Here is a 21,983-nt window from a genome sequence, read left to right as displayed (position 1 = left end):
AATGCACACCCACTCGCAATCTCGCTTACCCAGCCTTCTCCGTTAACTCTGCCCAACGCTGATAGAGCCCATCGGCCTCCGTCTGCGCCTGCTCCATCTCATGCAGCGCCTTGGTCAGCGCCTCGGCGTTGGTTGCGACGCTCGGGTCATCCAACACATCCCGCGCCGCATTCAAGCGCTCCTCAGCCTTATCGACAAGCGCCTCGATCCCCGCATACTCGCGAGCTTCAAGATAAGAGAGCTTCTTCTTCCCGCCCTTGTCGTTGCCCCCGCCGGCAGCAGACGCGGAGCTTCCGGGCACGATCGCTTCCTCGATCTTCACGCCCTTCCACTGCTCCCACTGAGAGTAGTCGCCGAAGCGTTCCGCGCCGCCCTTGCCATCGAGCCCCAGCACCACGGTCGACACACGATCCAGCATGAAGCGGTCGTGCGTCACCAGCACCAGCGCGCCCGTGTACTCCAGCAGGCTCTCCTCAAGGATCTCCAGCGTGGCAATGTCCAGGTCGTTCGTAGGCTCATCCAGCAGCAACAGATCCGCGGGCTCCAGCATCAGCTTCGCGATCAACACACGCGCACGCTCGCCTCCGCTCAACCGCTCCACAGGCTGGTTCAACTGCTCAGAGGTGAACAGAAACTTCGTCGCATAAGAGGCCACATGCACCACCCGGCCCTGATAGACGACGGAGTCAGAGTCCGGCGCCAGTGCACGCCGCAGCGTCACCGATTCATCCAGCTCACGCGTCTGCGAGAAGTAAACGACCTTCAGGAACGCAGCCTTCTTGATCTCACCCGTATCCGGCTTGATCTCCTCCCGCAGCAACCGCAGCAGCGTCGTCTTGCCGCTGCCATTCGGCCCTACCAGGCCCACACGCATACCGCTCGTAATCAGGAAGTCCAGGTTCTCTACGATCTTCCGCGCGTTGGCACCTTCGCCAAGCGTGCAGCTCACGCCTTCAAACTCAACCAGCCGCTTCGTCTGACGGTCGGTCGCAGAAAAATCAATCCCAGCAGTCGAGGTCTGCACACGCTGATTGACCTCCTTCAACTGTCCGATCAGATCCTGCGCGCTATCGATCCGTGCCTTCGACTTCGTCGTCCGAGCCTTCGGCCCACGGCGCAGCCACTCCGTCTCGATCTTCACGCGATTCTTCAGCGCATCCTGCAGCTTGCTTTGCGCCTCAAGATACTGCTCCTTGCCCTCCAGGAACTGCGTATAGGTCCCCTTCACGCGCAGCAGCCCGTCGGCATAGACCTTGTTCAGTTCGACGATCTCCGTCGCCACATTCTCCAGAAAATAACGGTCATGGCTGACCAGCACGCATGCAAACGGAGCCGACTTCAGCGTCTCCTCCAGCCACGCGATGCCGGCGAGATCCAGATGGTTCGTCGGCTCGTCGAGCAGCAGCACATCCGGCCCGCTGACAATCGCCTCGGCGATCGCAAGCCGCTTGCGCCAGCCTCCGCTCAGCCGTGCAGCCTCAGCCGTCATATCCGGGAAGCCGGTACGGCCGCTGGTCTCCTGCAGCCGGCCTTCACGCTCGGCCTCCGGCACGCCGGCGGCTTCGACAGCCTTCTCCAGCACATCGCGAACCGTCAGCCTATCGGCAAACGTGGACTCCTGGCGGATGTACCCGATGCGCGCACGCTTGCGCGTCGCCACGTCGCCCGTGTCAGGGTCTTCTTCGCCTGCCAGAACCTTCAGTAAGGTGGACTTGCCCGCGCCGTTCGGCCCGATCAGTCCAATCCGATCGCCCTCTGAAACAGGAAACGATATCTCTTCAAAAAGCGGTACAGCCCCAAAGCGTTTCGAAACTCCCTGGGCGTTCAAAATAGGAGGCATAATCCAGTCTACCAACCCACGCCCGCAAAGCCCTAAAGCGCATGCTCCTCCACCGCGAGCACCCGCCCCAGTCCAGCCTCCTGCACGAACAGCACCAGGTGACGTCCGCCCTCCACCATCTCCGGCAGCGGCAGCTCCACCTCACGGCTTCCAGCCCTGTCCAGCGCCCCCACCCGCACCAGATTCCGCGCAATCGACACATGCTTCAACGTCCGCCCAGCATTCTCCCCCCGCTGCACCTTCGTCGAAGCCATATCCTGCGCTACCACCGCGTACACCTCCGCGCCCTTCGGCACCGCGCCGGTCACCTCAAAGCTCACCTTCACGCCGTCGTGTCCCGCCACAGCCGAGGCGATCTTCAAACCCACTCCACCCGCCTTGCCGGAGGCCTGGACAGCGCGCAGAATACCCGCCTCATCGCTGCCCACCAACTCCCGCGTCCCGTCCACGACCACCTGCGGCGTATACACGCTGTCCAGCCGCATCCGGCTGCCGTAGCCGTTCTGGCGGCTCGTAAACAGCTCCTGCGAGAACGGATCAGCCCACCCCAGCCGATTCCAGTACGTCACATGCTCGCTCAAGCCAACGATCAGCGGCCCATCCTCTCCTGCGCCGCGCGTGGCATTCAGCTTCGCCAGCACCGCATCCGCAGGTGGACAGCTTGAACAGCCCTCAGAGGTAAACAGCTCCACCAGCACCGCATTCGGCCTGATCGCTGGCGTCATCTGCCCCCATGCCGCACCACTGATTGAAACCGCCGCCAGCCAGATCGCCACTTGCTTCATCGCAACACCTCACCTAGCAAGACTCCAATCCCAGAGCAAAGGCGAGCCAAACCCAAGACAGAAAAGAGAAGCCCGATACATCCAGGGCTCCTCTCTTATCCCGCTTTGATCGTTCTTATCCTCGTCACGCCTTGCTCTTGATCGCCTCAATCAGACGCAGGAGCTAATCCAGGTCGAAGTCCCGCAGCGGCCGCTCCGTCAACGGGCTTTCCTTGGCCTTCTTCACCGCCTCCGCAAACTTCTTCGCCAGCACGTCGTCCTTGTTCTTCTGCGCCTCCACGCTCTGGGCAAAGATGGAATCCCGCCGTGCATCCGCATCCCTCGCAGCCTTCGCCGCCTCGCCAAAGTCCTCGAACATCCTCTTCTTCGGCGGAGCCTTGTGACCCACAATCGACCGCGTCACCGGATCGATCGTCATCATCGTCCCGCACTCCGGACACATCACCTCAAACACCTGATCGCTCAACCCCATATCCCAAACCTCACCCGCCCATTCTAAAACTTCTTGCAACTCAACCCCTTCCGGCGTACTCTCATCTTCAGAATGAACATGTGCTCCATCCCGACCTTTACCGTCTGCTCCTTTAGCTACCGTGGCTATTGGTGGCATCCTGCGGCTTTGGTCGGAACTGAGTGCATCTCTTAGAACACACAAGAGACTTCACCAAATCCTCCAAGCCGCAACCCTCCCAGGTTGCGGCTTTTGTCTGCCCTGAACAACAAAATCCAACGGAGAACGTCATGACCGCCACCAAACCCGCCCAGACCACCTTCACCCCCGCAGCCGTCCCCGCAACCTTGCAACGCATCATCCTCACCGGCTTCATGGGCGCGGGTAAGACCTCCGTAGGCCGTCTGCTGGCGGAGCAGCTCGGCTGGGCCTTCCTGGATCTGGACGAGCACCTCGAAACCCGCGCCAACGCCACCATCCCCGAGCTCTTCGCGCGTGATGGCGAAGCCCGTTTCCGCCGCATCGAATCCTCCGCCCTTGCCAACGCCCTCTCGCACACCCACACCGTCATCGCCCTCGGCGGCGGCGCACCGGAGCAGCTCACCAACCGCCTCCTGCTGGAGCAGACGCCCAACACCCACATCATCTTCCTGGACGCGCCGTTCCCCGTCCTCTTCGACCGCTGCATGCTCCAGTCCTTCGCCTCGCCAGACCACATCCGCCCCCTCCTCGCCTCACCCGAGCAGGCCGAAGCCCGCTTCCTCACCCGCCAGCCCATCTACCGCCGCCTCGCCCGCCTCACCCTCTCCACCGCCGACCTCACCACCCAGCAGGCCGTCGATCAACTCCTATCGTCACTGACAACTGAGAACTGATCCTGAGAACTGAATAACGAAGCCGTTGCTTTCCCCAATTCGCGCATCCAACCTCCTAAGTCCAGCAAATTGACTCACTTTGCACCGCTTCAGGAGCCCGTTTTGGCCACCACGCCCCAGATCACCAGCCCGTATCCACCACCCGAGGGCACACCGCCCTCGCCGTCCGTCGTCGAGCGCAAGAGCGCCGTCCGCTCCAACATCGTCTTCTTCTTCGCGATGATCCTGCTCTTCGTCCTGGGCTACAAGCTCCTCAAAGAGCTGGAGATCCTGTATGTCGCGGCGCTCTTCGCCGTGGTGCTCATGCCCATGGTGATCTGGATCACAGAGCGCAGCATCCGCTCGTATAAACCGAGCCGCCCCGTCGCCATCATCCTTCTACTGCTCTCGGCCGTCGTCTTTCTGGGCCTCTTCTTCACCATCGCCGTGCCGCCCGTCCTCACGGACCTGCGCAACTTCCTGGCGGATCTGCCCGCGCGTATCCCGGGTGCGGTCGCCCATCTCAAGAAGCTGCCGCTCGCGGATAAGATCGGCGTAGACCAGATCGCAGCCAAGGCGGAAGCGGTCGCTGGAGCCACCGGCTCGTACATCTTCAGCGCGCTGCCCAACTGGCTCTCACACGTCTTCGATCTCCTCACCGCCCTTTTCCTCTGCATCTACTTCATGCTGGAAGGCGAGCACGCCTACAACTTCTTCCTCTCCATCGTCCCGCTCAACAGCCGTCGCCGCCTGGACGTCACGCTCAAAAAAGCCGAGCTCAAAATGAGCAAGTGGCTCTTCGGCCAAGGTCTGCTGATGCTGATCCTGGGCGTGACCAGCACCATCGTCTTCGGCGTCCTGCATGTCCGATACTTCATCCTGCTCGGCGTCCTGATGGGCCTGCTCAATATCATTCCCATCGCCGGCGGAGTGGTCACCATTCTGCTTGCAGCCGGAGTGGCCGCGCTGGACTCCTGGACCAAGATGGCCGGCGTTTTCATCTTCTACGCCATCTACGCCAACATAGAGAACGCCTTCCTCACCCCACGCATCATGAAGTCGTCGGTCGACCTCATGGGCCTGACGGTCCTCGTCGCCCTGCTCCTGGGCACGGCCCTCGCAGGCATCGTAGGAGCCCTGGTAGCCGTCCCCACCGCAGCCCTCATCGCCGTCCTGCTGGAAGAGTACGCAGTCCAACGCCCCTAGCCTTGGGTGCCCCACGTCTCGATTCTGAGACGTGGGTTCCACTACCTTTTCCAGTCCCGATCCCGCACATCCAACCCCTTCACACACCGCTCCGCACCATCGCTCAAAACATCCTCACTCAGCCGCCATTTATCCCCAAAGAACGCCTTACCCGCCTCAAAGTCCACCAGCACAGACAGCAGTTCAGTCCCAGCATCCTGCGGCCCGAACACCGTCTCCGCATAGATCACCCGGCTGCTCTCCCCCGCATAAGCCCACGCCGTCGTATCCCCACCCAGCAGCCAGCCAAAGTACTGCGTATCCACATTCCGGTATCGCGGCTGATGCGGGCTTTTGTTCACCACCGCGAACGTCTCCCACTCCTCCCGCGACATCAGCGCCTTCCATCGCATCATCTGCGCATGAGTCGTACGCACCTGCTCACAGCCGGCCTCATCCGCGTTCTTCATCAGCAGCGGCCCCATCGCCTTCGCAAAAGCCGCCACATCCATCTCACGCCCCGCCAGCGTCCCTTCGAGCAGCCTCCGGCTCGCTCCCAGTATCTCCCTCTGCCGCGGCACCTCCTCCTCCGCGAACCCAGCCGAAGCCAGCCCACCCTCCGCCGCATTCACCTTCTCCAGCAGCCCCCGCATGCTCGCCAGATCCGCCTCCGGCAGAGACCCTGCCTTGCGTCCCGCCAGCGTGAGATAGATCGTGAACGGCACATGCGCAATATCCTTCAAGTGCTGATACCGCTCATCGAGCACCTGCGCCTTCAAAGCCTGCTGCCCATGCAGGTGCAGCAGCAGGCTATCGCCCGCCACCTCAACATAAGCCGGATGCGTCTCCCCCAGCCGAGCCGCGCGAGCCTGATACGTCGGCACAAATGATTCATTCAAAGCGTTCAACGCATCCGGCCGCCCGCCCGCAGGCGTCTGCCCAAGCCCGTACACATCCACGACCAGCATCATCATCCCCAACGCCAAAGTTCGCATCACGCGCCAAATCCCCCGAGCCCAATCGTAGCTCCCTCCGCTCCCTCACACCCAACCACGCCGCCCTTGATATCCTGAACTCGTGCCAGACCCCAGCTTCTCCCAGCCCGAGCGCCGTTCTCTCATCCTGCCCATCGTCCTCGGCCTCGCGCTCCTTGGCGTCATCTTCGCCGTGGTCGCACACCTCCGCCCCACCGCCTCCGTCGCCGTCACCCACGTCCACACCGACCTCCTCCCCACGAGCACCGTCTTCAAGTCCGACTCCATCGTCATGGGCCCCCGCGAGAACGCACGCCAACTCTTCGTCGCCACCACCGTCCGCATCGACAACAAGATCCACATCCCCATCTACCTCGACGACTTCACCTGCACCTTCACCGACCCGTCCGGTGCCATCATGAAGGTCACCGCCTTCGCCAACCCCGACCTCACCAACATCCAGACCTCCTTCCCCAAACTCCAACCCCTCATGCAGACCCCGCTCAAACGCGAGACCCGCATCGACCCCGGCCAGACCCTCCAAGGCACCATCCTCCTCAGCTTCCCCTTCACAGAAGCCCAATGGAACGCCCGTAAATCTGCCACCATCGAAATCGATCTTTACCACCAGGCTCCCCTGACCCTCGACATCCCCAAATAGTCATCTCAAAGCAGCAAGCAACTGCCTTACACTGCCTTTCACTGCCCCAAACTGCCTCATACTGTCCTTATGCGCCGCCGCTGGATCGCCGATCACTTCACCCCCGCCACAGGCCACCCTACGCACGCCGCCCTCACCGGCGACCAGGCCGCCCATCTCGCACGCGTCCTCCGCGCCCAGCCCGGCCAGATCTTTGATGTCGTCGCCGCCGGCTTCCTCCACCGCGCGGAGATCACCGCCGTCTCGCCCGAGCGCGTCGACTTCCTCCTCCACGAAGAGCTTGAATCCGATTCAGCCCTGCCACTCCACCTCTACCTCGCCATCTTCAAGTTCGATCACCTCGAATGGGCCATCGAAAAGGCCACCGAACTAGGCGCAGCGAAGATCACCCCCATTCTGGCCCGCCGCACCGAAAAACACCTGGCCCAAGCCGCCGCCAAACGCGTCGAACGCTGGCGTCGCATCGCCCATGAGGCCAGCCAGCAATCCCGCCGCACCTCCACCCCAGAGATCTCAGACCCCACCCCCCTCAAGCAAGCCCTTGAACGCGAGACCGCCCCGCACCGCATCCTCCTCAGCGAAACCGAGCAATCCCTCACCCTCTCCACCGCACTGGGTGCCCCACGTCTCGATTCTGAGACGTGGGATGGAATCCCCTCAAACTCCCAGGAGATCACCCACGCCCTGGCTATAGGTCCCGAAGGCGGCTGGACCCCCGAAGAGATGTCCCTCTTCACCCATCACCAATGGACCCACGTCACCCTGGGCCCCCGCATCCTCCGCGCAGAAACCGCCACCATCGCCGCAATAGCCATAGCCGGCACCTTCCTCGCCTGAAGCATCAAGCTGACAAGCACCTCGCAAAACACAAAAGCCCGGCTATGAGCCGGGCTTCTGTTTCATCCTCACCATCGCCTAGCTGAAGATATCCTTCACCTTGTCAATCAACCCCCGCGAGTGCGGCGCATTCTCCACCACCATCGTCTCGCCAAGCTGCTTCACCAACTCACGCTGCTGCTTGTTCAGCTTCGTCGGCGTAGCCACTCGAACCTCCACGATCAGGTCGCCCTTCCCGCGTTCGTTCAAATGCGGCACACCCTTCCCGCGCAGCCGGAACTCCTTGCCGCTCTGCGTGCCCTCCGGGACCTTGATCGATTCGGCCCCTTCGAGCGTCTCGATCTGCAACTCCGTACCCAGCACAGCCTGTGGGAAGCTGATCGGCATGACGCAGTGCAGGTCGTCGCCATCGCGCTCAAAGAACTTATGCTTCTTCACGCTCAGCACGACATACAGGTCACCCGAAGGCCCACCGTACTTACCGGACTCGCCCTCGCCCTGGTACCGGATGCGCGTGCCCTCTTCGACACCCGCCGGCACCTTCACCGTCAGCCTGTGCTCATGCTCCACCGTCGTACGTCCCTGGCAGGTCTTGCACGGATCAGTAATGACCGTCCCCGTACCACCGCAACGCGGACACGTCCGAGCCACGGAGAAAAATCCCTGCTGAAACCGCATCTGCCCTGCGCCCTTGCACTGCGGGCACGTCGCCGCCGGCTTACCCCTGGCCGCGCCGGAGCCTTCACAGTCGTTGCAGACCTCTTCGCGCCGGATCGTAATCTCCTTCTCGACGCCGAACGCAGCCTCCGTAAACTCCAGGCTCATGTCGTACCGCAGGTCGCGCCCGCGCTGCACACGCGAGCCCTTCCGCCCGCTGCCGCCCATGTTGAACATCTCGCCGAAGATATCGCCGAAGATGTCCCCCATATCCTGCCCGGCAAAACCGCCGCCCGCGCCCTGGAACGGATTGCCGCCGCCACCACCGCCGCCAGAGAACGCAGCATGACCGTAACGGTCATACGCCGCCCGCTTTTCGGCATCGCTCAGCACCGAGTAGGCCTCAGAGCACTCCTTGAACTTCGCCTCGGCCTCAGGATTGTCCGGATTCCGGTCAGGGTGATACTGCATCGCAAGCTTGCGATACGCAGTCTTGATCTCCTGCCCGTCCGCGTCCTTGGACACGCTCAACAACTCGTAGTAATCGACCTTTGTCACGTTCGCAGTAGCCATCTATTCTCTAATCTCTCAACCAAAATCCGTCTTTGTTCTCTAGGCCCTAGGCTCTAGACCCTAGGCCCTGTTCTTAGTCGTTCACGACTGCCTTGTTCTCGGCAATCTTCACCATCGCAGGCCGCAGAAGCTTCTCGCGAATCTTGTATCCGCGGCGAATCTCCTCCAGCACCTGATGATCCGGGAACTCAACCGTTTCCACGCTTCCCAACGCCTCATGGACGCGAGGATCGAACTGCGTCCCAACCGACTCTACCGGGGTCACCTGCAGACTCTTCAAAGCCTCTTCCATCTGCTTCAAAATCAGCTCGACGCCCATCCGCAACTGGTCCGCCGATCCCTGCGCCTTCAACGCCAGCTGAAAGTTATCCATCACGCTCAGGAACGGCTCAACCGTACTGCCGATCGTGTACTCCCGCGCATCCTGCCGTTCCTTGATCTCACGCTTCCGGGCGTTATCGAACTCCGCCTGCAGCCGCGCCAGACGGTCGAGCAACTGGTCCCGCTCGCCCTTCACCTGGGTCAGTTCCGCCGCGCTCTGCTCCATCGCATCTTCAACCATCACCGGTCCACTCGCCTCGTTCGCTGCCAAATCCTGTTCAATCATCTCTTCCGACATTGCTACTCCGCTCCTGTTTTCTGTTTCGTCCGTTCTATTGTCGCCAATTCCTGCCCACTTCGCTACCTTGTCCCAACCGCTCTTCCCTGCCATAGAACTCGCCTTTCCTAATCCCTAGGCCCTAGGCCCTGCTCCATCAGGCCCTAGCCTCACCTGAATCCCATCCCCTGCCGCTCCAGCACCTGCGCGATATACCCCACCGCGTTCATCGTCCGCTCGTACTGCATCCGCGTCGGCCCAATCACCGCCACCGTCCCGCGGCTCTCACCCGCTATCCGCGCCGGCGCTGCAATCAGCACCAGCCCAGCCATCTCCGGAGCCTGCTCCTCCAGGTCGAACACCACCCTCACGCTCTCCTGCCGCGTATCGATATACGCATTCAGCAGGTCCACCAGCCTCTGCTTCGTTTCGAGCGCACCCAGCATCTCCCGCAGCCGCTCCCGGTCGTCCGCCCCGCCCATCGGCCTCGAACCAACGAGGTTTGAAACCCCCTCCACATAGACCGTCTGGCTCACGCCCCCGGTCACCGGCACCGCCATCACCCAGAGCTGCTCCACCGAGTTCAGCATCCGCTGATACTCGCTGCGTTCGCGCTCTACCCGCAGCGCAATCTCCGCCCTGACCCGTTCGATCTCCCAGCCCCGGAAGTTCTCATTCAGGAACCGCGCCGCAGTCTCAAGCTCCAGCGCCGTCAGGTCCGTCTTCAGCGCCAGAACCCGGTCCCGCACCACGCCGCCCCGCGTTACGACCACGGCCAGAACCCGCATCGCGGTCAGATGGGAGAAATGCACATGCTCCAGTTGATCTCCATCCGGGACCGCCGCAATCGCCACGCCGACGCCGCTTGAAAGCGCAGCCAACACATGGCTCGTCCGCTCCAGCACCGCCTGCGTCCCCGCCACATCCGCAAACCGCCGGTCAATGTCGAGACGCGATGTGTCGGAAAGCCTCGCGCCGCCTGAAACCAAAGCTAGAGGTCCCAGCCTTTCTACGAACAATCGAAAGGCTTTAGCGGTCGGAACCCGGCCTGCAGAAGTATGTGGCTGCTCCAGCAATCCAGCCTCACCCAGCGCCGCCATCTCGTTCCGCACCGTCGCCGGGCTGACCGCAGCCGCACCACTCAGGGCAGCAACCGTTCCCGAGCCCACGGGCTCCCCGGTCTCGATATACCGCTCCACGATCGCCATCAGGATCGAACGCTGCCGCGCCGTCACCCGCTCCATCCGCTCGTCAGCCATCGAGATCACCCCCGGTAACTTAAAGCTTACCCCGTCCGTCAAGCCGATGCAACAAAATCTGACAACAGGACACTCATACCTTGACTAGCTGATCTCCAGCACATCTCCCTCGGCATCAGCGACCCGCTCTGCGGCATCAACAACCTTTTTCGCCACATCATAAAAATTCCGCCCCAGCTCAGAGTCCGGCCCAGCCAGCGCAACCGGCATTCCCGTATCCCCGCCCTTCCGCACAGCCGGATTCATGTCGACGGAACCCAGGAACTCCAGGCCAAACTGTTGCGCCGTCCGCTCCGTCCCACCCGCGCCAAACACATCCAGCATGGAGCCGTCCGGCATCCGCATCTGGCTCATATTCTCGACCAGACCCAGCACCTCCACCTTCACCTGGTGGAACATCTCCAGCGCCTTACGAGCGTCTTCGAGCGCCACGCTCGACCCCGTCGAAACCACCACAGCCCCGGTCAGCGGCACCGTCTGCACCAGCGAGATCACCACATCACCCGTTCCCGGAGGCAGGTCGATCAGCAGAAAGTCCAGGTCGCCCCACTCCACCTGCATCAGAAACTGGCGGATGATCTGGTGCAGCATCGGCCCGCGCATCATCATGGGCTTGTCGCCCGGCGAGATCAGCCCCACCGAAATAAACTTCACCCCATGCGAAAGAATCGGCTCAATCCGGTTCTCGCCGATCACGTTCGGCTGGCGCGTCACGCCCAGCATCGTCGGCACATTCGGCCCATAGATATCGGCGTCCACCAACCCCACCCGATACCCCATCCGCCCCAGCGCCACGGCCAGATTCACCGCAACCGTCGTCTTCCCAACCCCACCCTTGCCACTGCCAACCGCCACTACATGCGAAACACCCGGCAGCGGCTGAGGCCCCTGCGGTACACCATGTCCTGCGCTCATCAAACTCTCCTAAGGTCCTTGCCTTTACTGCCCTACCACTACCCGATCACTACTTACCACTGCACCATCACTGCCTCAAAGATGCCAATCCGCAGTCAACTCCTCCCGGAGCCTCTTCCGTCTCGCAGTCTCTCCCGCCCTCATCTCCCGTCGCCGACCAGCATCCTCATACCGCCGACGCTGATGATCCGTCTCCAGAAGAAGCTGCGGCACCACCAGTCCCGCCCCATTCTGATCCACCGCCACAAACGTAATGTAAGCCGAAGAAACATGCCGCAACCGCTGCTTCCGCACGTCCTCGACCATAGCCTTCACGCCTACTTCCATAGAAGTTTTGAACGCCCGATTCACACTCGCCTTCAGGATCAGCAGATCGCCCACATGCACCGGCGCCACAAAGTCCAGGTGATCCATGCTCGCCGTCACCGTGATCGCACGAGCGTGGCGGCTCGCAGCCATCGCCCCGGTCAGGTCCATAAACTGCATCAAGCGTCCGCCGAACAGGTTTCCCAGCGCATTCGCATCGCCCGGAAAGATAATCTCGCTCCGTTCCGACTGCGACTCCCGCACCGCCCTCAAAACAACTTCGTCACTCATACCTATAAGTCTAAACCGCCACCCGAGGCACCATCTAAAATAGACATCATGGACAAGCTCGCAATGCTCTCCCAGATCCTCCAGCAGAACCCCACCGACTCCTTCGCCCGCTACGGCCTCGCCATGGAACTAGTCTCCCAGAAGAGAATTCCCGAAGCCCTCGCAGAGTTCGACACCTGCATCCAGCACAACCCCGACTACGTCCCCGCCTACCAGATGTCCGCCCAGACCATGGCCGCCAACGCCCAGCCTGAGGCCGCCATCGAACGCCTCCACCAGGGCATCGCCACGGCAAACCGCACCGGCAACCAGCACGCCCTGGCAGAGATGGAGGCCCTCCGAGAGGACCTCACCACCCGCTAGCTCGCTAAACCGCCTTGTTGGAGACGACGTCCCACCCTGCCGGGGCCTTCGTCGACAACGTCCCGTCCGCGGCCTGCGCCTTATACGTGTACAGAATCGATTTATAGGTCAGATGGACCGTCTCCACCGGCACCTCGCCCGTAGCCGACGACGTGAAACCGGCCACAAACACCTCCGTCATTTCGAGCGTGATGTAAGCCGTGCTTCCCCCGCCCGACTTCACCAGCGACAGCATCCCCTTTGGAATATGCGTCCCCTTGCACATGTCCAGGAACAGCGGACCGCTTGCCGAATCCGCGTGCTTCGTGATCGTCAACGGCCCCAGATTCACCTTGCCCGCTCCGGACCCGCCATTCGTGCCCACCGACGAGACGTTCGTCCCGCCAAAGGAATAGGACTGCACCTGAATCTGTCCCTTGAACGCCGCCACCTCAGACTCTCCCGTAATCCCATTCAACTCCAGATAAAAATCGACCGCCATGACATCTCTCCTTGAGAAGTTTTCAGCCGGATCACCTCCCGGCTCGACTCTCATCCTCCCGCCCAGCCGCCACAAAAGTCCTCAAACCACGCTCAACTCTCCCTCAATCGCCCCTTAACACCCGTTGATCTCGCGCAAGTCCCCTGAATCCTTACCCCCACTCAAACGTCTATACTTCCACCTATGGCGAACACCGCACTCCCCCAGACCCTCGGCCAACTCCGCGCATCAGAATTCACCGCCGCCTTAGTCGGCCGCTCCGTCAAAGACGAGCTCCGCGACAACCTCATCGTGCGCCTTCGCGAGACCGCCAAGACCAAAGCCCCGCTCTTCCCTGGTATTGTCGGTTACGACGACACCGTCATCCCCCAGATCGTCAACGCCGTCCTCTCCCGCCATAACTTCATCCTCCTCGGCCTCCGCGGCCAGGCCAAGTCGCGCATCCTCCGCGCCCTCACCACCCTGCTCGACCCGCAGTCCCCTTACGTCGCCGGCTCAGAGCTCCGCGACAACCCCTATGCCCCGCTCTCCCGCTACTCCAAAAACCTCATCGCAGAGCAGGGTGACGACACCCCCATCGCATGGATGACCCCGCAGGAGCGCTACGTAGAAAAGCTCGCCACCCCTGACGTCACCGTCGCGGATCTCATCGGCGACGTGGACCCCATCAAAGCCGCCCGCTCCGGCCAGGAGCTCGGCTCCGAGCTCACCATGCACTACGGCCTCCTGCCCCGCGCCAACCGCGGCATCTTCGCCATCAACGAGGTCCCGGACCTCGCCGGCAAGATCCAGGTCGCTCTCTTCAACATCATGCAGGAAGGCGACGTCCAGATTAAGGGCTACCCCGTCCGCCTTGAGCTCGACGTAGCCATCGTCTTCTCCGCCAACCCGGAGGACTACACGGCACGCGGAAAAATCGTTACACCCTTGAAGGACCGCATCGGCTCAGAGATACGCACCCACTACCCCGAGTCCATCGACGAAGCCATCAGCATCACCGAGCAGGAAGCCTGGACCGCCCGCTCCTACGCCGCAGGCAACGACGCCATCTCCAAGATCGAGATCCCCCACTACATTCGCCAGATCGTAGAGAACATCGCCTTCGCAGCACGCGAAGATAAGAAAGTCGACAAGCGCTCCGGCGTCTCCCAGCGCCTGCCTATCTCGACAATGGAATTGGTCGTCTCCAACGCCGAACGCCGCGCCCTCATCCACGGTGAGAGCACCGTCGTCCCCCGTGTAGGCGACATCTACGCCGCCCTCCCCGGCATCTCCGGCAAGATCGAGCTCGAGTACGAGGGCGAGATGCGCGGTGCCGACACCGTCATCCGCGAGATCATCCGCACCAGCGTAGCCACCGTCTTCGACCAGTACTTCGCCGACCAGAACACCCAGCAGATCGAGCAGTGGTTCAACCTAGGCGGCACCGTCCAGTTTGACGACACCCAGTCCTCCGCCGCCGTCCTCACCGCCCTCAAGGGCATCCAGGGCCTCTTCGACAAGCTGACTCCCTTCCACATCACCGCCAAGTCCCAGCCGGAGATCGCCGTCTCAGCAGCCGAGTTCCTCCTCGAAGGCATGACCGCCCACAAGCGCATCAGCCGCAGTGAAGAGCGAGCCTTCACCGCGGCGGAAAAGAAGCAGCGCAACAAGGACGCCTCAGAGTTCGCAGAGAGGGTCCGCGACCGAGAGTTCGAAGACAACCCAAGAAACCGCAGCCGCCGAGGCTTCAACTAAAGCACTTATTCCATGACCAACCACCTGAGGCAACGGCCGCGACACGCGGCTGTTGCCTCAGTTTCACGTAGGCCTCCGATTATTCCCGGTCTGAAGTGACCCACGTCAAAAAGTCTCACCAATCGAATCCTTCTATCCCTCCCATAACCCAATCCCCAACTCATCCCTCCGCACCACCCCCTTCGCATAAGCTCTGAGCAAGCAATCTGACATTCACTGAGATCTCAGCCGAACCCGCACCTCGCGGCGCTCGCCCTGCAGACACATACACCTGCTCGCTTCTCGGAGGCTGTACATGCGCACTCGTTCCACCCGGCTCAACGCCGCCCTGCTCTTCGCTCTTCCCCTCGCCGCCATCTCCGCGCCGCTCATCGCCCAGAACAACACCTCTTCCCTCTCGGGCACCGTGACAGACAACACCGGAGCCATCGTCCCCGGAGCCAACATCTCCATTGAGAACGCCGCCACCAACAAGACCCAGACCACCCAGAGCCAGTCCAAGGGCGAGTTCTCCTTCGACCAGATCGCTCCCGGCACCTACCAGGTCCACGTCACTGCCCCCGGCTTCTCAGAGCAGCTCCAGAAGGTTGAGCTCCTCGTCGCCACCCCCGTCAAGCTCACCTTCAAGCTCTCCGTCGGCACCAGTGAGGTCGTCAACGTAGAGACCAATCTGGCAGAGGTCAACACCACCGACGCCACACTCGGCAAGGCCTTCAACAGCGCCCAGGTCCAGAACCTCCCCTATCTCGCCAATAACGTTACCTACCTCCTCTCGCTCCAGCCCGGCGTCCTCGCCCTCGATAGCGGTGCCCAGACCGGCGGCCTTAATACCGATCCCCGCACCGGCATCGTCAACGGCGCGCGCCAGGACCAGTCCAACATCACTCTCGACGGCGTAGACAACAACGACCAGGTCTTCGGCTACGCCTTCAACGGCGCACTCCGCTCCACCCGCGACTCCGTAGAAGAGTTCCGCGTCACCACCACCAACGCCAACGCGGACTCCGGTCGCTCCTCCGGCGCTCAGGTCTCGCTCGTGACGCGCAGCGGAACCAACACCTTCCACGGCAGCGCATACGAGTTCTATCGCGATCCCGCCACCACCTCCAACAACTGGTTCAACAAGCAGGCCCAGCTCAACTCCGGCCTCCCCAACACCGCCGCCAAGGTCCTCGAGCACACCTACGGCGCGTCCTTCGGCATGCCCATCAAGAAGGACAAGCTCTTCTTCTTCGCCGCCTATGAAGGCTTCAAGCAGGCCAGCTCCATCCTCGTCTCGCAGACGGTCCCCTCCGTCCTCGGCGGAGCCGGTCTTGTCACTGGAAACGTCGTCTACTCAGCCTGTCCCACCTCCGCCACCTGCCAGAACGGAACCGTCCTCAAAACCCTCACCCCCGCAGACATCGCCTCGCTCGACGGACGCGCCTCGGACTCCGCCTGTACTCCCATCTCCGCCTGCGCCGCACCTTCCACCAACGCAGCCGCCGTCGCCTACTTCAAGACCTTTCCTCTCGCCAACTCCAACGCCACCGGCGACGGATACAACACCGGCACCTATAACTTCACCTCCCCCGCGCCCGTCCACCAGATCACCAACATCGTCCGCCTGGACTACAACCTCAGCCCCAAACAAACCCTCTTCGTCCGCGGCAACCTCCAAAGCGATAACCAGGCCGCAGCCCTCCAGTTCCCCGGCCAGGTCGGAGCCTCCAACACCTACGGCAACAACAAGGGCATCGCCGCCGGCGACATCTGGAACATCAGCGATCACCTCATCAACAACGCCCGCTACGGCTTCACCCGTCTCGGCAACGCCAACCGCGGCACCGCAGACTTCTCCAAGCCCTACGTCGAGTTCGGTGCCTTCGCCACCCGCACGCCTGAGACCACCACCACCATCTACGATGTCACCACCAATAACTTCGCGGATGACATCACTTACACTAAGGGCCGCCACACCATCCAGGCTGGCGTGAACCTCTACTTCATCTCCAACGGCCAGTACTTCGACTCGCCCCTCCTCTCCCTCGCCATCATCGATCCCAATCTCCTCGCCACCGCTGCCATCGCCAACCAGGGCGGCACCCTGGACCCCGGAGCCTTCGCCTGCGCCGATTGCGGCACCGTCTCCTCCTCCTTCCAGAACTTCTATAACTCCTCCATCATCGCCAACGTCGGAGCGATCACCCGCTCCCAGTCCGGCACAGAGTTTGCTCTAACCAATAACTCGCTCGTCCCCCTCGGCGCAGGCGTCGTCCCCACCCACACCTTCGTCAACAAGGAGCAGGAGTACTTCATTCAGGATCAATGGAAGGCCACCCAGCACCTCACCCTCACCTTCGGTCTGCGTTACGTCTACCTCGGCGTCCCGTATGAGAAGAACGGTCAGCAGATCGCCCCCACCATCCCGCTCGATACCTTCCTCGCCAACCGCGAGTCCGCCGCCGCGGCCGGCTCCGCTTACACCACCCGCATCTCTTTCCGCGCCTCCGGCTCGCCCAACGGTCAGCCCAACTTCTGGACGCCCCAGAAGGCCAACTTCGCACCGCGTGTCGCCTTCGCCTACTCCACCCCGGACAACAAGTCCTCCATCCGCGGCGGCTTCTCCCTCGCCTATGATCACTTCGGCTCCGGCGTCATCGACTCCTACCAGTCCAACGCCAACTCCCTGCTCTCCCTCTCCAAGGCCAACCGCACCTCGTTCTCGGACATCAACACCAGCCCCCGCTTCACCGGCTATAACATCGTCCCGCCCGTCCCCGGCGCAACGACTGCCCTGCAGCTTCCCAACACCCCCGCAGACAGCGCCTTCTCCTTCGACACCAGCATCAACGACCACCAGAAAACCCCCTACGCCGAGTCCTTCAACCTCACCCTCGAGCATGAGTTCCACCACAACCTCGACGTCACCGCATCCTACGTCGGCCGCCTCGGCCGCCACCTCCTCTCCAACATCGACGTAGCCCAGCCCACCAACCTCGTCGATCCCGCCAGCGGCCAGAGCTACTTCCAGGCCGCCACCGCCTACGCAAAGCTCATCGACGCCGGCGTCAGCCCCGCCACCATCCAGAACACCGGCTACTTCAAAAACGTCTTCCCCAACCTGACCTACCAGTACCAGGCCGCCACCTCCAGCACTCCTGCTCTCTATTACTACGGAGCCCAGGCCTACTACGCCTCCCTCGCAGACAACCGCGGCAACGAGACCAACGCCCTCTTCAACGCGGACACCGACCCAACCACCTCACCCGCCGGCCAGTCCTTCCGCTTCTTCTATCCCCAGACCTCGTCCATCTACGTTCAGTCCACCATCGGCACCAGCAACTACCACGCCCTTCAACTCTCCGTCCGCCAGGCTCTCGGCCACGGCTTTGAGTACGACATCAACTACACCTACGCCAAGTCCATGGACCTCGGCTCAGACCCGGAGCGCAGCGGCGAAGGCGCAAGCCCCATCCTCAACACCTTCTCGCCCGCCCAGATGTACGGCGTCTCGGACTTCGACGTACGCCACAACATCACCGCCAACTACACCCTGCCGCTGCCCTTCGGCGCAGGCCAGATGTTCCTCCACAACGGCGGCCTCCTTGAGCGCATCATCGGCGGCTTCCAGTTGAACGGCGTCGTCCACTACAGCACCGGCTTCCCCTTCAGCGCCGTCGCCGCCAATACCTACGGAACCAACTTCGCCTTCTCCAGCAACATGGTCCAGACCGGCCCAATCCCCACCGGCGGCCACCACTACGACGCCCCCAACCTCACCGAGACCGCACTCAACGGCGTCACCTCCGCCCAGGCTCTCGCCAACCTCCGCTTCGCCTACCCGGGCGAATCCGGACAGCGCAACAACTTCCGCGCAGATGGTTACCTCTCCATCGACGACGGCCTCTCCAAGTCCTTCCGCACCTTCCGCGAGCAGCAGTTCCGCATCTCCGCAGAGGTCTTCAACGTCCTCAACACCAACCGCTTCAATTCCGGCGGCGGCAACAACCCAGCCCTCCAGACCGACGGCACCAGCTCCAACTTCGGTGCCTACATCGGAGGCCCCAACGCCCTCCTCCTCCAGCCCCGCCAGATGCAGTTCTCCGGCAAGTACATCTTCTAAACCAACTAGCAACCCGGGTGCCCCATGTCTCGCTTCTGAGACATGGGTTCCACCGAACTCAACCCAAACCGTCATCCTTCAGTCGGTGGCAAACCACAACACCGCATCCTCTGCCACGTCGAAGTCGTCCTGTTCCTGTCCCTGCTGGCTGTATTCCCCCGCAAACTGCGTCCCATCCCAAAGGTCGATATGCCCTGCCGCCGCCGTATTCTCTCCCGGGCGAGGCGCATAGTGAATCTTCAGCGCCAGGATGCCTTTCCTGCCCTTGTAAGCGTCCATCGAGATCTTCTGCCCACGCACCGGAGCCACCGACGGCGGTCCTAACTTCGCCTGCAGCCAAGCCTTCAGTTCAGCCACCCGGATCGCATACCACATACCGTCGCCGCCCTTGACCACATACATCTTTGAGTGGCCTTGCGCCGGGATGGGAAACCCCGAGTAGTTCAACGCACGGCTCATCCGGATCGCGCACGTATCCGTGATCCACGCCGCATTCACGTCGCCCCCGATCAGCGTCTTCGGAACCTCAGGGCCGCCCTCATGCGGATAATTGCTCAACATCTGGCTGAAGCTCGGAAGCGTCTTGTAGACGTGCGGCGCAGGGTTTGCCATCATCTCTCCTATGGTTTATTGATCGGCTGTCAGTCTGAAATCGATTGCAATGCGTGCCGGCAGAAGGTCGTTCGCCTTCACATCCACCGGCAGATGGGCCCGCTGTCCTTCGTTGAGCTTTGACACCGGAAGCACCCGAAGCTCTTCCAGTCCTCCAGCGATCCCCACCCGATAGTGAAACCCGGCCATCGTCTCGGCCAACTCCCGGTAAGCTCCGCCGCGCGTCAACAACGACTCCAGATACCCATATCCCGGCTGCTTCGACACTGGCTGCCCCTTCGTCCGGTTCCAGCCGCTATCCTTAGCCGCAAGCTCCGGCAGCCGCTCATAAAGCCTGCTGTAGCCATAGAACAGAAGCCCGTACGCTGGGTCCGGCTTCTCCGTCTCCAGAAAGCGCTTCATCAGGGGCCGAAAGAATGCCAGTCTGCGCTCCAGCGGCAGTGCAGGATCGTCGCGAAAGCTATGCACGTCGCCTGCCCACACATTGAACCGCAGCTCCGGCTTCAGACGCTTGTCCTCCATCCGGTCCACGATCAGCTCCCCATGGTCGTGGCCTTCGCTCAACCCGTAGACCGTCCGGCTGCCTTTGCCTGGCAACTGCGACGACCGCTCCACCGTGACTCGATCCGCGGTCAACAGCCCCGCACCCTGTGGCTCGCCCATCCCCCGAGCATTCACGCCTGTAAGCCCCACCACCAGCAGAAGGGCAGCGGCAAAGCAGAATTGGCGGATGAAAGAGATTCTCGGCACTTGCTCTCCTGATTCCGGGATCGCCAACCACTCTAAGACCTCACAGACAAAAATGGGCAACATTTTTCCAAAAAAAGACACCCTCTCCCCCACCAAACGATCGCGTACCTCATCGGCAAAGCCGACTCCCCCACCGCCCTACACCCCTCAATCATTCCAGGACCATGCACCAAACAATCCTGACCGTGTAACCTTCTCCCTCTATCTCACTCCAATGAAAGGAGAAGGCCCCCGGTCCATGCTCGAAGCCCCCAACCCGCGCAACGAGCCCCAGATGATCGCCGCCATCCTCGCCGGCGACAATGAGCTCTTCCACGAGCTGATCCGCCCTTACGAGCGCAGCGTCTTCGCCATGGCCATCTCGCTCCTCCGTAATGAGGCCGACGCCGAGGACGCCGCCCAGGAGGCCTTCCTCAAGGCCTTCCGCAACCTCCATGCCTTCCGTGGCGAAGCCAAATTCTCCACCTGGCTCATCAGCATCGCGCTCAACGAGGCGCGCGGCCGCCTGCGCAGACAAAATATCCTACCCATGGAATCCCTCGACGACGAGCCCGAAAAGATCTCACCCGCCCTCCTCCGAGACTGGCGGGAGATTCCTTCGGACGCCCTCGAACGGCAGGAGGTCCGCCTCATGTTGCAGGACGCCATCGCCGCACTTCCCCCGCACTATCGAGAGGTCTTCCTCCTCCGCGATGTCGAGGAACTCAGCACCAACGAAGCCGCGACCGTCATGCAGATCAGCGTCGCATCCCTTAAAGTCCGCTTACATCGCGCAAGAATCATGCTGCAGAAGAATCTTGCGCCGCAACTCAAGAAGATGAATCCAAAAAGGAGGTGGTTTCAATGGTCCTAGAATGCAAACACGTCTGGACTCACATCTCCGCATACCTGGACGGCACACTGGACCCCACTCTGCTCGCTGAGGTGCAGCGTCACCTCGAACACTGCGAGATCTGCTCCGCCATCCTGGACTCCACACGCAATATCCTCGTCCTCACCGCGGATGAGCGAGTCTTCGAGCTGCCCCTCGGCTTCAGTGACCGTCTCCACGCCCGCCTCGCCCAGGAGATGAAGCTCGCCGCTCAAGACGAACCCGTCAGGCTACCGGAGTAGCCCGCCGAACGTCCGCACATGCCCCACCCACTCCACCCCGATCAGGACCAGCGTCATCAGCGCAATCCCGATCTGGATCGCCTCCGCCCGCCGCTTCGCAGGAGCCAGCGGCTGCATCCTCCACTGTGAAGAAGGCCGCGCCCTCAGCCGCCGCGCACGCCAGATCGAGTACAGGTTGATCACCGATCCAGCCACCGCAAAGATCATCATCGGGATCCGGATGGGCCCGCCGTGAATCCTGTCCAGAAACTTCGCCCCTGACGTAGCCGCCGCCAGCGATCCCACTCCAATCAGCAGCCGCAATCCACTGATCGCCATAAACGCGGAGCACACACTCTGCAGCAGGATGAAGAACAGGCTCGTCCAGGCCAGAACCCACGACCTCTCCTGCGCCACAGCCCCTGCGCCAGCATCCCCGCTCACATCCCGCGTCCTGACCGCCTCGTTCACGCTCACCTGACCACCTGTTGCTGCCATTATCGTCTACCCAAGCGGGTCCTCGCGGCTGTCTTCCCTGCCGCGTGCATTGGACTGCACCAACCTCATCAAGGGGAGCGGCAGAGGTTCGCCAGGGCAATCCCCGGATTCAATCTCATCCTGCTACCGCTATTGTATTATCATTAGTAAGGAGAGATC

Annotated in this window: 22 protein-coding genes; 9 read left to right on the top strand and 13 right to left on the bottom strand. The window is 62.0% G+C overall.

The window, feature by feature from the left end; translation table 11 throughout:
* Positions 1-25: 25 nt before the first annotated feature.
* The 3 genes from ACIX9_RS06455 to ACIX9_RS06445 all read right to left on the bottom strand — a co-directional run bounded on the left by ACIX9_RS06455 (position 26) and on the right by ACIX9_RS06445 (position 3,136).
* Entirely contained in the window at positions 26-1,840 is a 1,815-nt protein-coding gene (locus tag ACIX9_RS06455) for an ABC-F family ATP-binding cassette domain-containing protein (RefSeq protein WP_013579676.1), read from the bottom strand.
* Between the two features lie 32 nt (positions 1,841-1,872).
* Complete coding sequence (locus ACIX9_RS06450; RefSeq protein WP_013579675.1) at positions 1,873-2,625, bottom strand: DUF1223 domain-containing protein; 753 nt, start codon at positions 2,623-2,625, stop codon at positions 1,873-1,875.
* 163 nt (positions 2,626-2,788) lie between these two features.
* Positions 2,789-3,136: a hypothetical protein gene (locus tag ACIX9_RS06445; protein WP_332308628.1), complete on the bottom strand. Its 348-nt coding sequence runs from the start codon at positions 3,134-3,136 to the stop codon at positions 2,789-2,791.
* A 230-nt stretch (positions 3,137-3,366) separates the two neighbouring features.
* Between ACIX9_RS06445 and ACIX9_RS06440 the strand changes: the two genes are divergently transcribed.
* Both ACIX9_RS06440 and ACIX9_RS06435 read left to right on the top strand, forming a co-directional pair.
* The gene (locus tag ACIX9_RS06440) at positions 3,367-3,951 is read left to right on the top strand and encodes a shikimate kinase (RefSeq protein WP_013579673.1); all 585 of its coding nucleotides are present in this window, start codon (positions 3,367-3,369) and stop codon (positions 3,949-3,951) included.
* 102 nt (positions 3,952-4,053) lie between these two features.
* Entirely contained in the window at positions 4,054-5,136 is a 1,083-nt protein-coding gene (locus ACIX9_RS06435; protein ID WP_013579672.1) for an AI-2E family transporter, read from the top strand.
* A 41-nt stretch (positions 5,137-5,177) separates the two neighbouring features.
* On the opposite strand, the gene ACIX9_RS06430 is transcribed toward ACIX9_RS06435, so the two are convergent.
* Positions 5,178-6,113: a hypothetical protein gene (locus tag ACIX9_RS06430; protein ID WP_157477349.1), complete on the bottom strand. Its 936-nt coding sequence runs from the start codon at positions 6,111-6,113 to the stop codon at positions 5,178-5,180.
* A 79-nt stretch (positions 6,114-6,192) separates the two neighbouring features.
* Here ACIX9_RS06430 and ACIX9_RS06425 point away from each other — a divergent pair, with 79 nt between their 5' ends.
* Both ACIX9_RS06425 and ACIX9_RS06420 read left to right on the top strand, forming a co-directional pair.
* Positions 6,193-6,750 carry a hypothetical protein gene (locus tag ACIX9_RS06425; protein WP_013579670.1) on the top strand — a complete coding sequence of 186 codons (558 nt, stop codon included), beginning with the start codon at positions 6,193-6,195 and terminating at the stop codon, positions 6,748-6,750.
* A gap of 69 nt (positions 6,751-6,819) precedes the next feature.
* Positions 6,820-7,587 carry an RsmE family RNA methyltransferase gene (locus ACIX9_RS06420; protein ID WP_013579669.1) on the top strand — a complete coding sequence of 256 codons (768 nt, stop codon included), beginning with the start codon at positions 6,820-6,822 and terminating at the stop codon, positions 7,585-7,587.
* Positions 7,588-7,665: 78 nt separating this feature from the next.
* Here the strand turns inward: ACIX9_RS06420 and dnaJ are convergent, their stop codons facing one another.
* The 5 genes from dnaJ to ACIX9_RS06395 all read right to left on the bottom strand — a co-directional run bounded on the left by dnaJ (position 7,666) and on the right by ACIX9_RS06395 (position 12,186).
* The gene (gene dnaJ, locus ACIX9_RS06415) at positions 7,666-8,817 is read right to left on the bottom strand and encodes a molecular chaperone DnaJ (protein WP_013579668.1); all 1,152 of its coding nucleotides are present in this window, start codon (positions 8,815-8,817) and stop codon (positions 7,666-7,668) included.
* A gap of 73 nt (positions 8,818-8,890) precedes the next feature.
* A complete protein-coding gene (locus ACIX9_RS06410) occupies positions 8,891-9,436 on the bottom strand; it encodes a nucleotide exchange factor GrpE (RefSeq protein ID WP_013579667.1) in 546 nt (181 codons plus the stop codon).
* A 149-nt stretch (positions 9,437-9,585) separates the two neighbouring features.
* Complete coding sequence (hrcA, locus tag ACIX9_RS06405; protein WP_013579666.1) at positions 9,586-10,674, bottom strand: heat-inducible transcriptional repressor HrcA; 1,089 nt, start codon at positions 10,672-10,674, stop codon at positions 9,586-9,588.
* A gap of 84 nt (positions 10,675-10,758) precedes the next feature.
* Complete coding sequence (locus ACIX9_RS06400) at positions 10,759-11,589, bottom strand: Mrp/NBP35 family ATP-binding protein (protein WP_013579665.1); 831 nt, start codon at positions 11,587-11,589, stop codon at positions 10,759-10,761.
* A gap of 75 nt (positions 11,590-11,664) precedes the next feature.
* Entirely contained in the window at positions 11,665-12,186 is a 522-nt protein-coding gene (locus ACIX9_RS06395; protein WP_013579664.1) for an acyl-CoA thioesterase, read from the bottom strand.
* Between the two features lie 48 nt (positions 12,187-12,234).
* Between ACIX9_RS06395 and ACIX9_RS06390 the strand changes: the two genes are divergently transcribed.
* On the top strand, positions 12,235-12,549 hold the full coding sequence (locus ACIX9_RS06390) for a tetratricopeptide repeat protein (RefSeq protein ID WP_041596969.1): 315 nt from the start codon (positions 12,235-12,237) through the stop codon (positions 12,547-12,549).
* Between the two features lie 4 nt (positions 12,550-12,553).
* On the opposite strand, the gene ACIX9_RS06385 is transcribed toward ACIX9_RS06390, so the two are convergent.
* Positions 12,554-13,030, bottom strand: coding sequence for an Hcp family type VI secretion system effector (locus ACIX9_RS06385; RefSeq protein ID WP_013579662.1), 477 nt, complete (start codon positions 13,028-13,030; stop codon positions 12,554-12,556).
* Positions 13,031-13,213: 183 nt separating this feature from the next.
* On the opposite strand from ACIX9_RS06385, the gene ACIX9_RS06380 reads away from it, so the two are divergent.
* Both ACIX9_RS06380 and ACIX9_RS06375 read left to right on the top strand, forming a co-directional pair.
* Positions 13,214-14,767 carry a sigma 54-interacting transcriptional regulator gene (locus ACIX9_RS06380; protein WP_013579661.1) on the top strand — a complete coding sequence of 518 codons (1,554 nt, stop codon included), beginning with the start codon at positions 13,214-13,216 and terminating at the stop codon, positions 14,765-14,767.
* A gap of 295 nt (positions 14,768-15,062) precedes the next feature.
* On the top strand, positions 15,063-18,872 hold the full coding sequence (locus ACIX9_RS06375) for a carboxypeptidase-like regulatory domain-containing protein (RefSeq protein WP_013579660.1): 3,810 nt from the start codon (positions 15,063-15,065) through the stop codon (positions 18,870-18,872).
* Positions 18,873-18,950: 78 nt separating this feature from the next.
* On the opposite strand, the gene ACIX9_RS23595 is transcribed toward ACIX9_RS06375, so the two are convergent.
* Positions 18,951-19,487, bottom strand: a complete 537-nt coding sequence (locus ACIX9_RS23595) for a type VI secretion system amidase effector protein Tae4 (RefSeq protein WP_049789240.1) — start codon at positions 19,485-19,487, stop codon at positions 18,951-18,953.
* Between the two features lie 12 nt (positions 19,488-19,499).
* On the bottom strand, positions 19,500-20,234 hold the full coding sequence (locus ACIX9_RS06365; protein ID WP_013579658.1) for a hypothetical protein: 735 nt from the start codon (positions 20,232-20,234) through the stop codon (positions 19,500-19,502).
* Positions 20,235-20,472: 238 nt separating this feature from the next.
* On the opposite strand from ACIX9_RS06365, the gene ACIX9_RS06360 reads away from it, so the two are divergent.
* Together ACIX9_RS06360 and ACIX9_RS06355 are read left to right on the top strand one after the other, a co-directional pair.
* Entirely contained in the window at positions 20,473-21,087 is a 615-nt protein-coding gene (locus tag ACIX9_RS06360; RefSeq protein WP_041596967.1) for a sigma-70 family RNA polymerase sigma factor, read from the top strand.
* Positions 21,078-21,347 carry an anti-sigma factor family protein gene (locus ACIX9_RS06355; protein ID WP_013579656.1) on the top strand — a complete coding sequence of 90 codons (270 nt, stop codon included), beginning with the start codon at positions 21,078-21,080 and terminating at the stop codon, positions 21,345-21,347. The genes ACIX9_RS06360 and ACIX9_RS06355 overlap by 10 nt, the downstream gene beginning before the upstream one ends.
* Here ACIX9_RS06355 and ACIX9_RS06350 read toward each other — a convergent pair.
* Positions 21,336-21,803: a hypothetical protein gene (locus ACIX9_RS06350; RefSeq protein ID WP_013579655.1), complete on the bottom strand. Its 468-nt coding sequence runs from the start codon at positions 21,801-21,803 to the stop codon at positions 21,336-21,338. The genes ACIX9_RS06355 and ACIX9_RS06350 overlap by 12 nt on opposite strands.
* Positions 21,804-21,983 lie beyond the last annotated feature (180 nt).

This window comes from Granulicella tundricola MP5ACTX9 (genome assembly GCF_000178975.2).
Taxonomy (GTDB): Bacteria; Acidobacteriota; Terriglobia; order Terriglobales; family Acidobacteriaceae; genus Edaphobacter; species Edaphobacter tundricola.
Note: the sequence above shows the minus strand (reverse complement) of the source record. Positions and strands in the feature narration are given on the sequence as shown.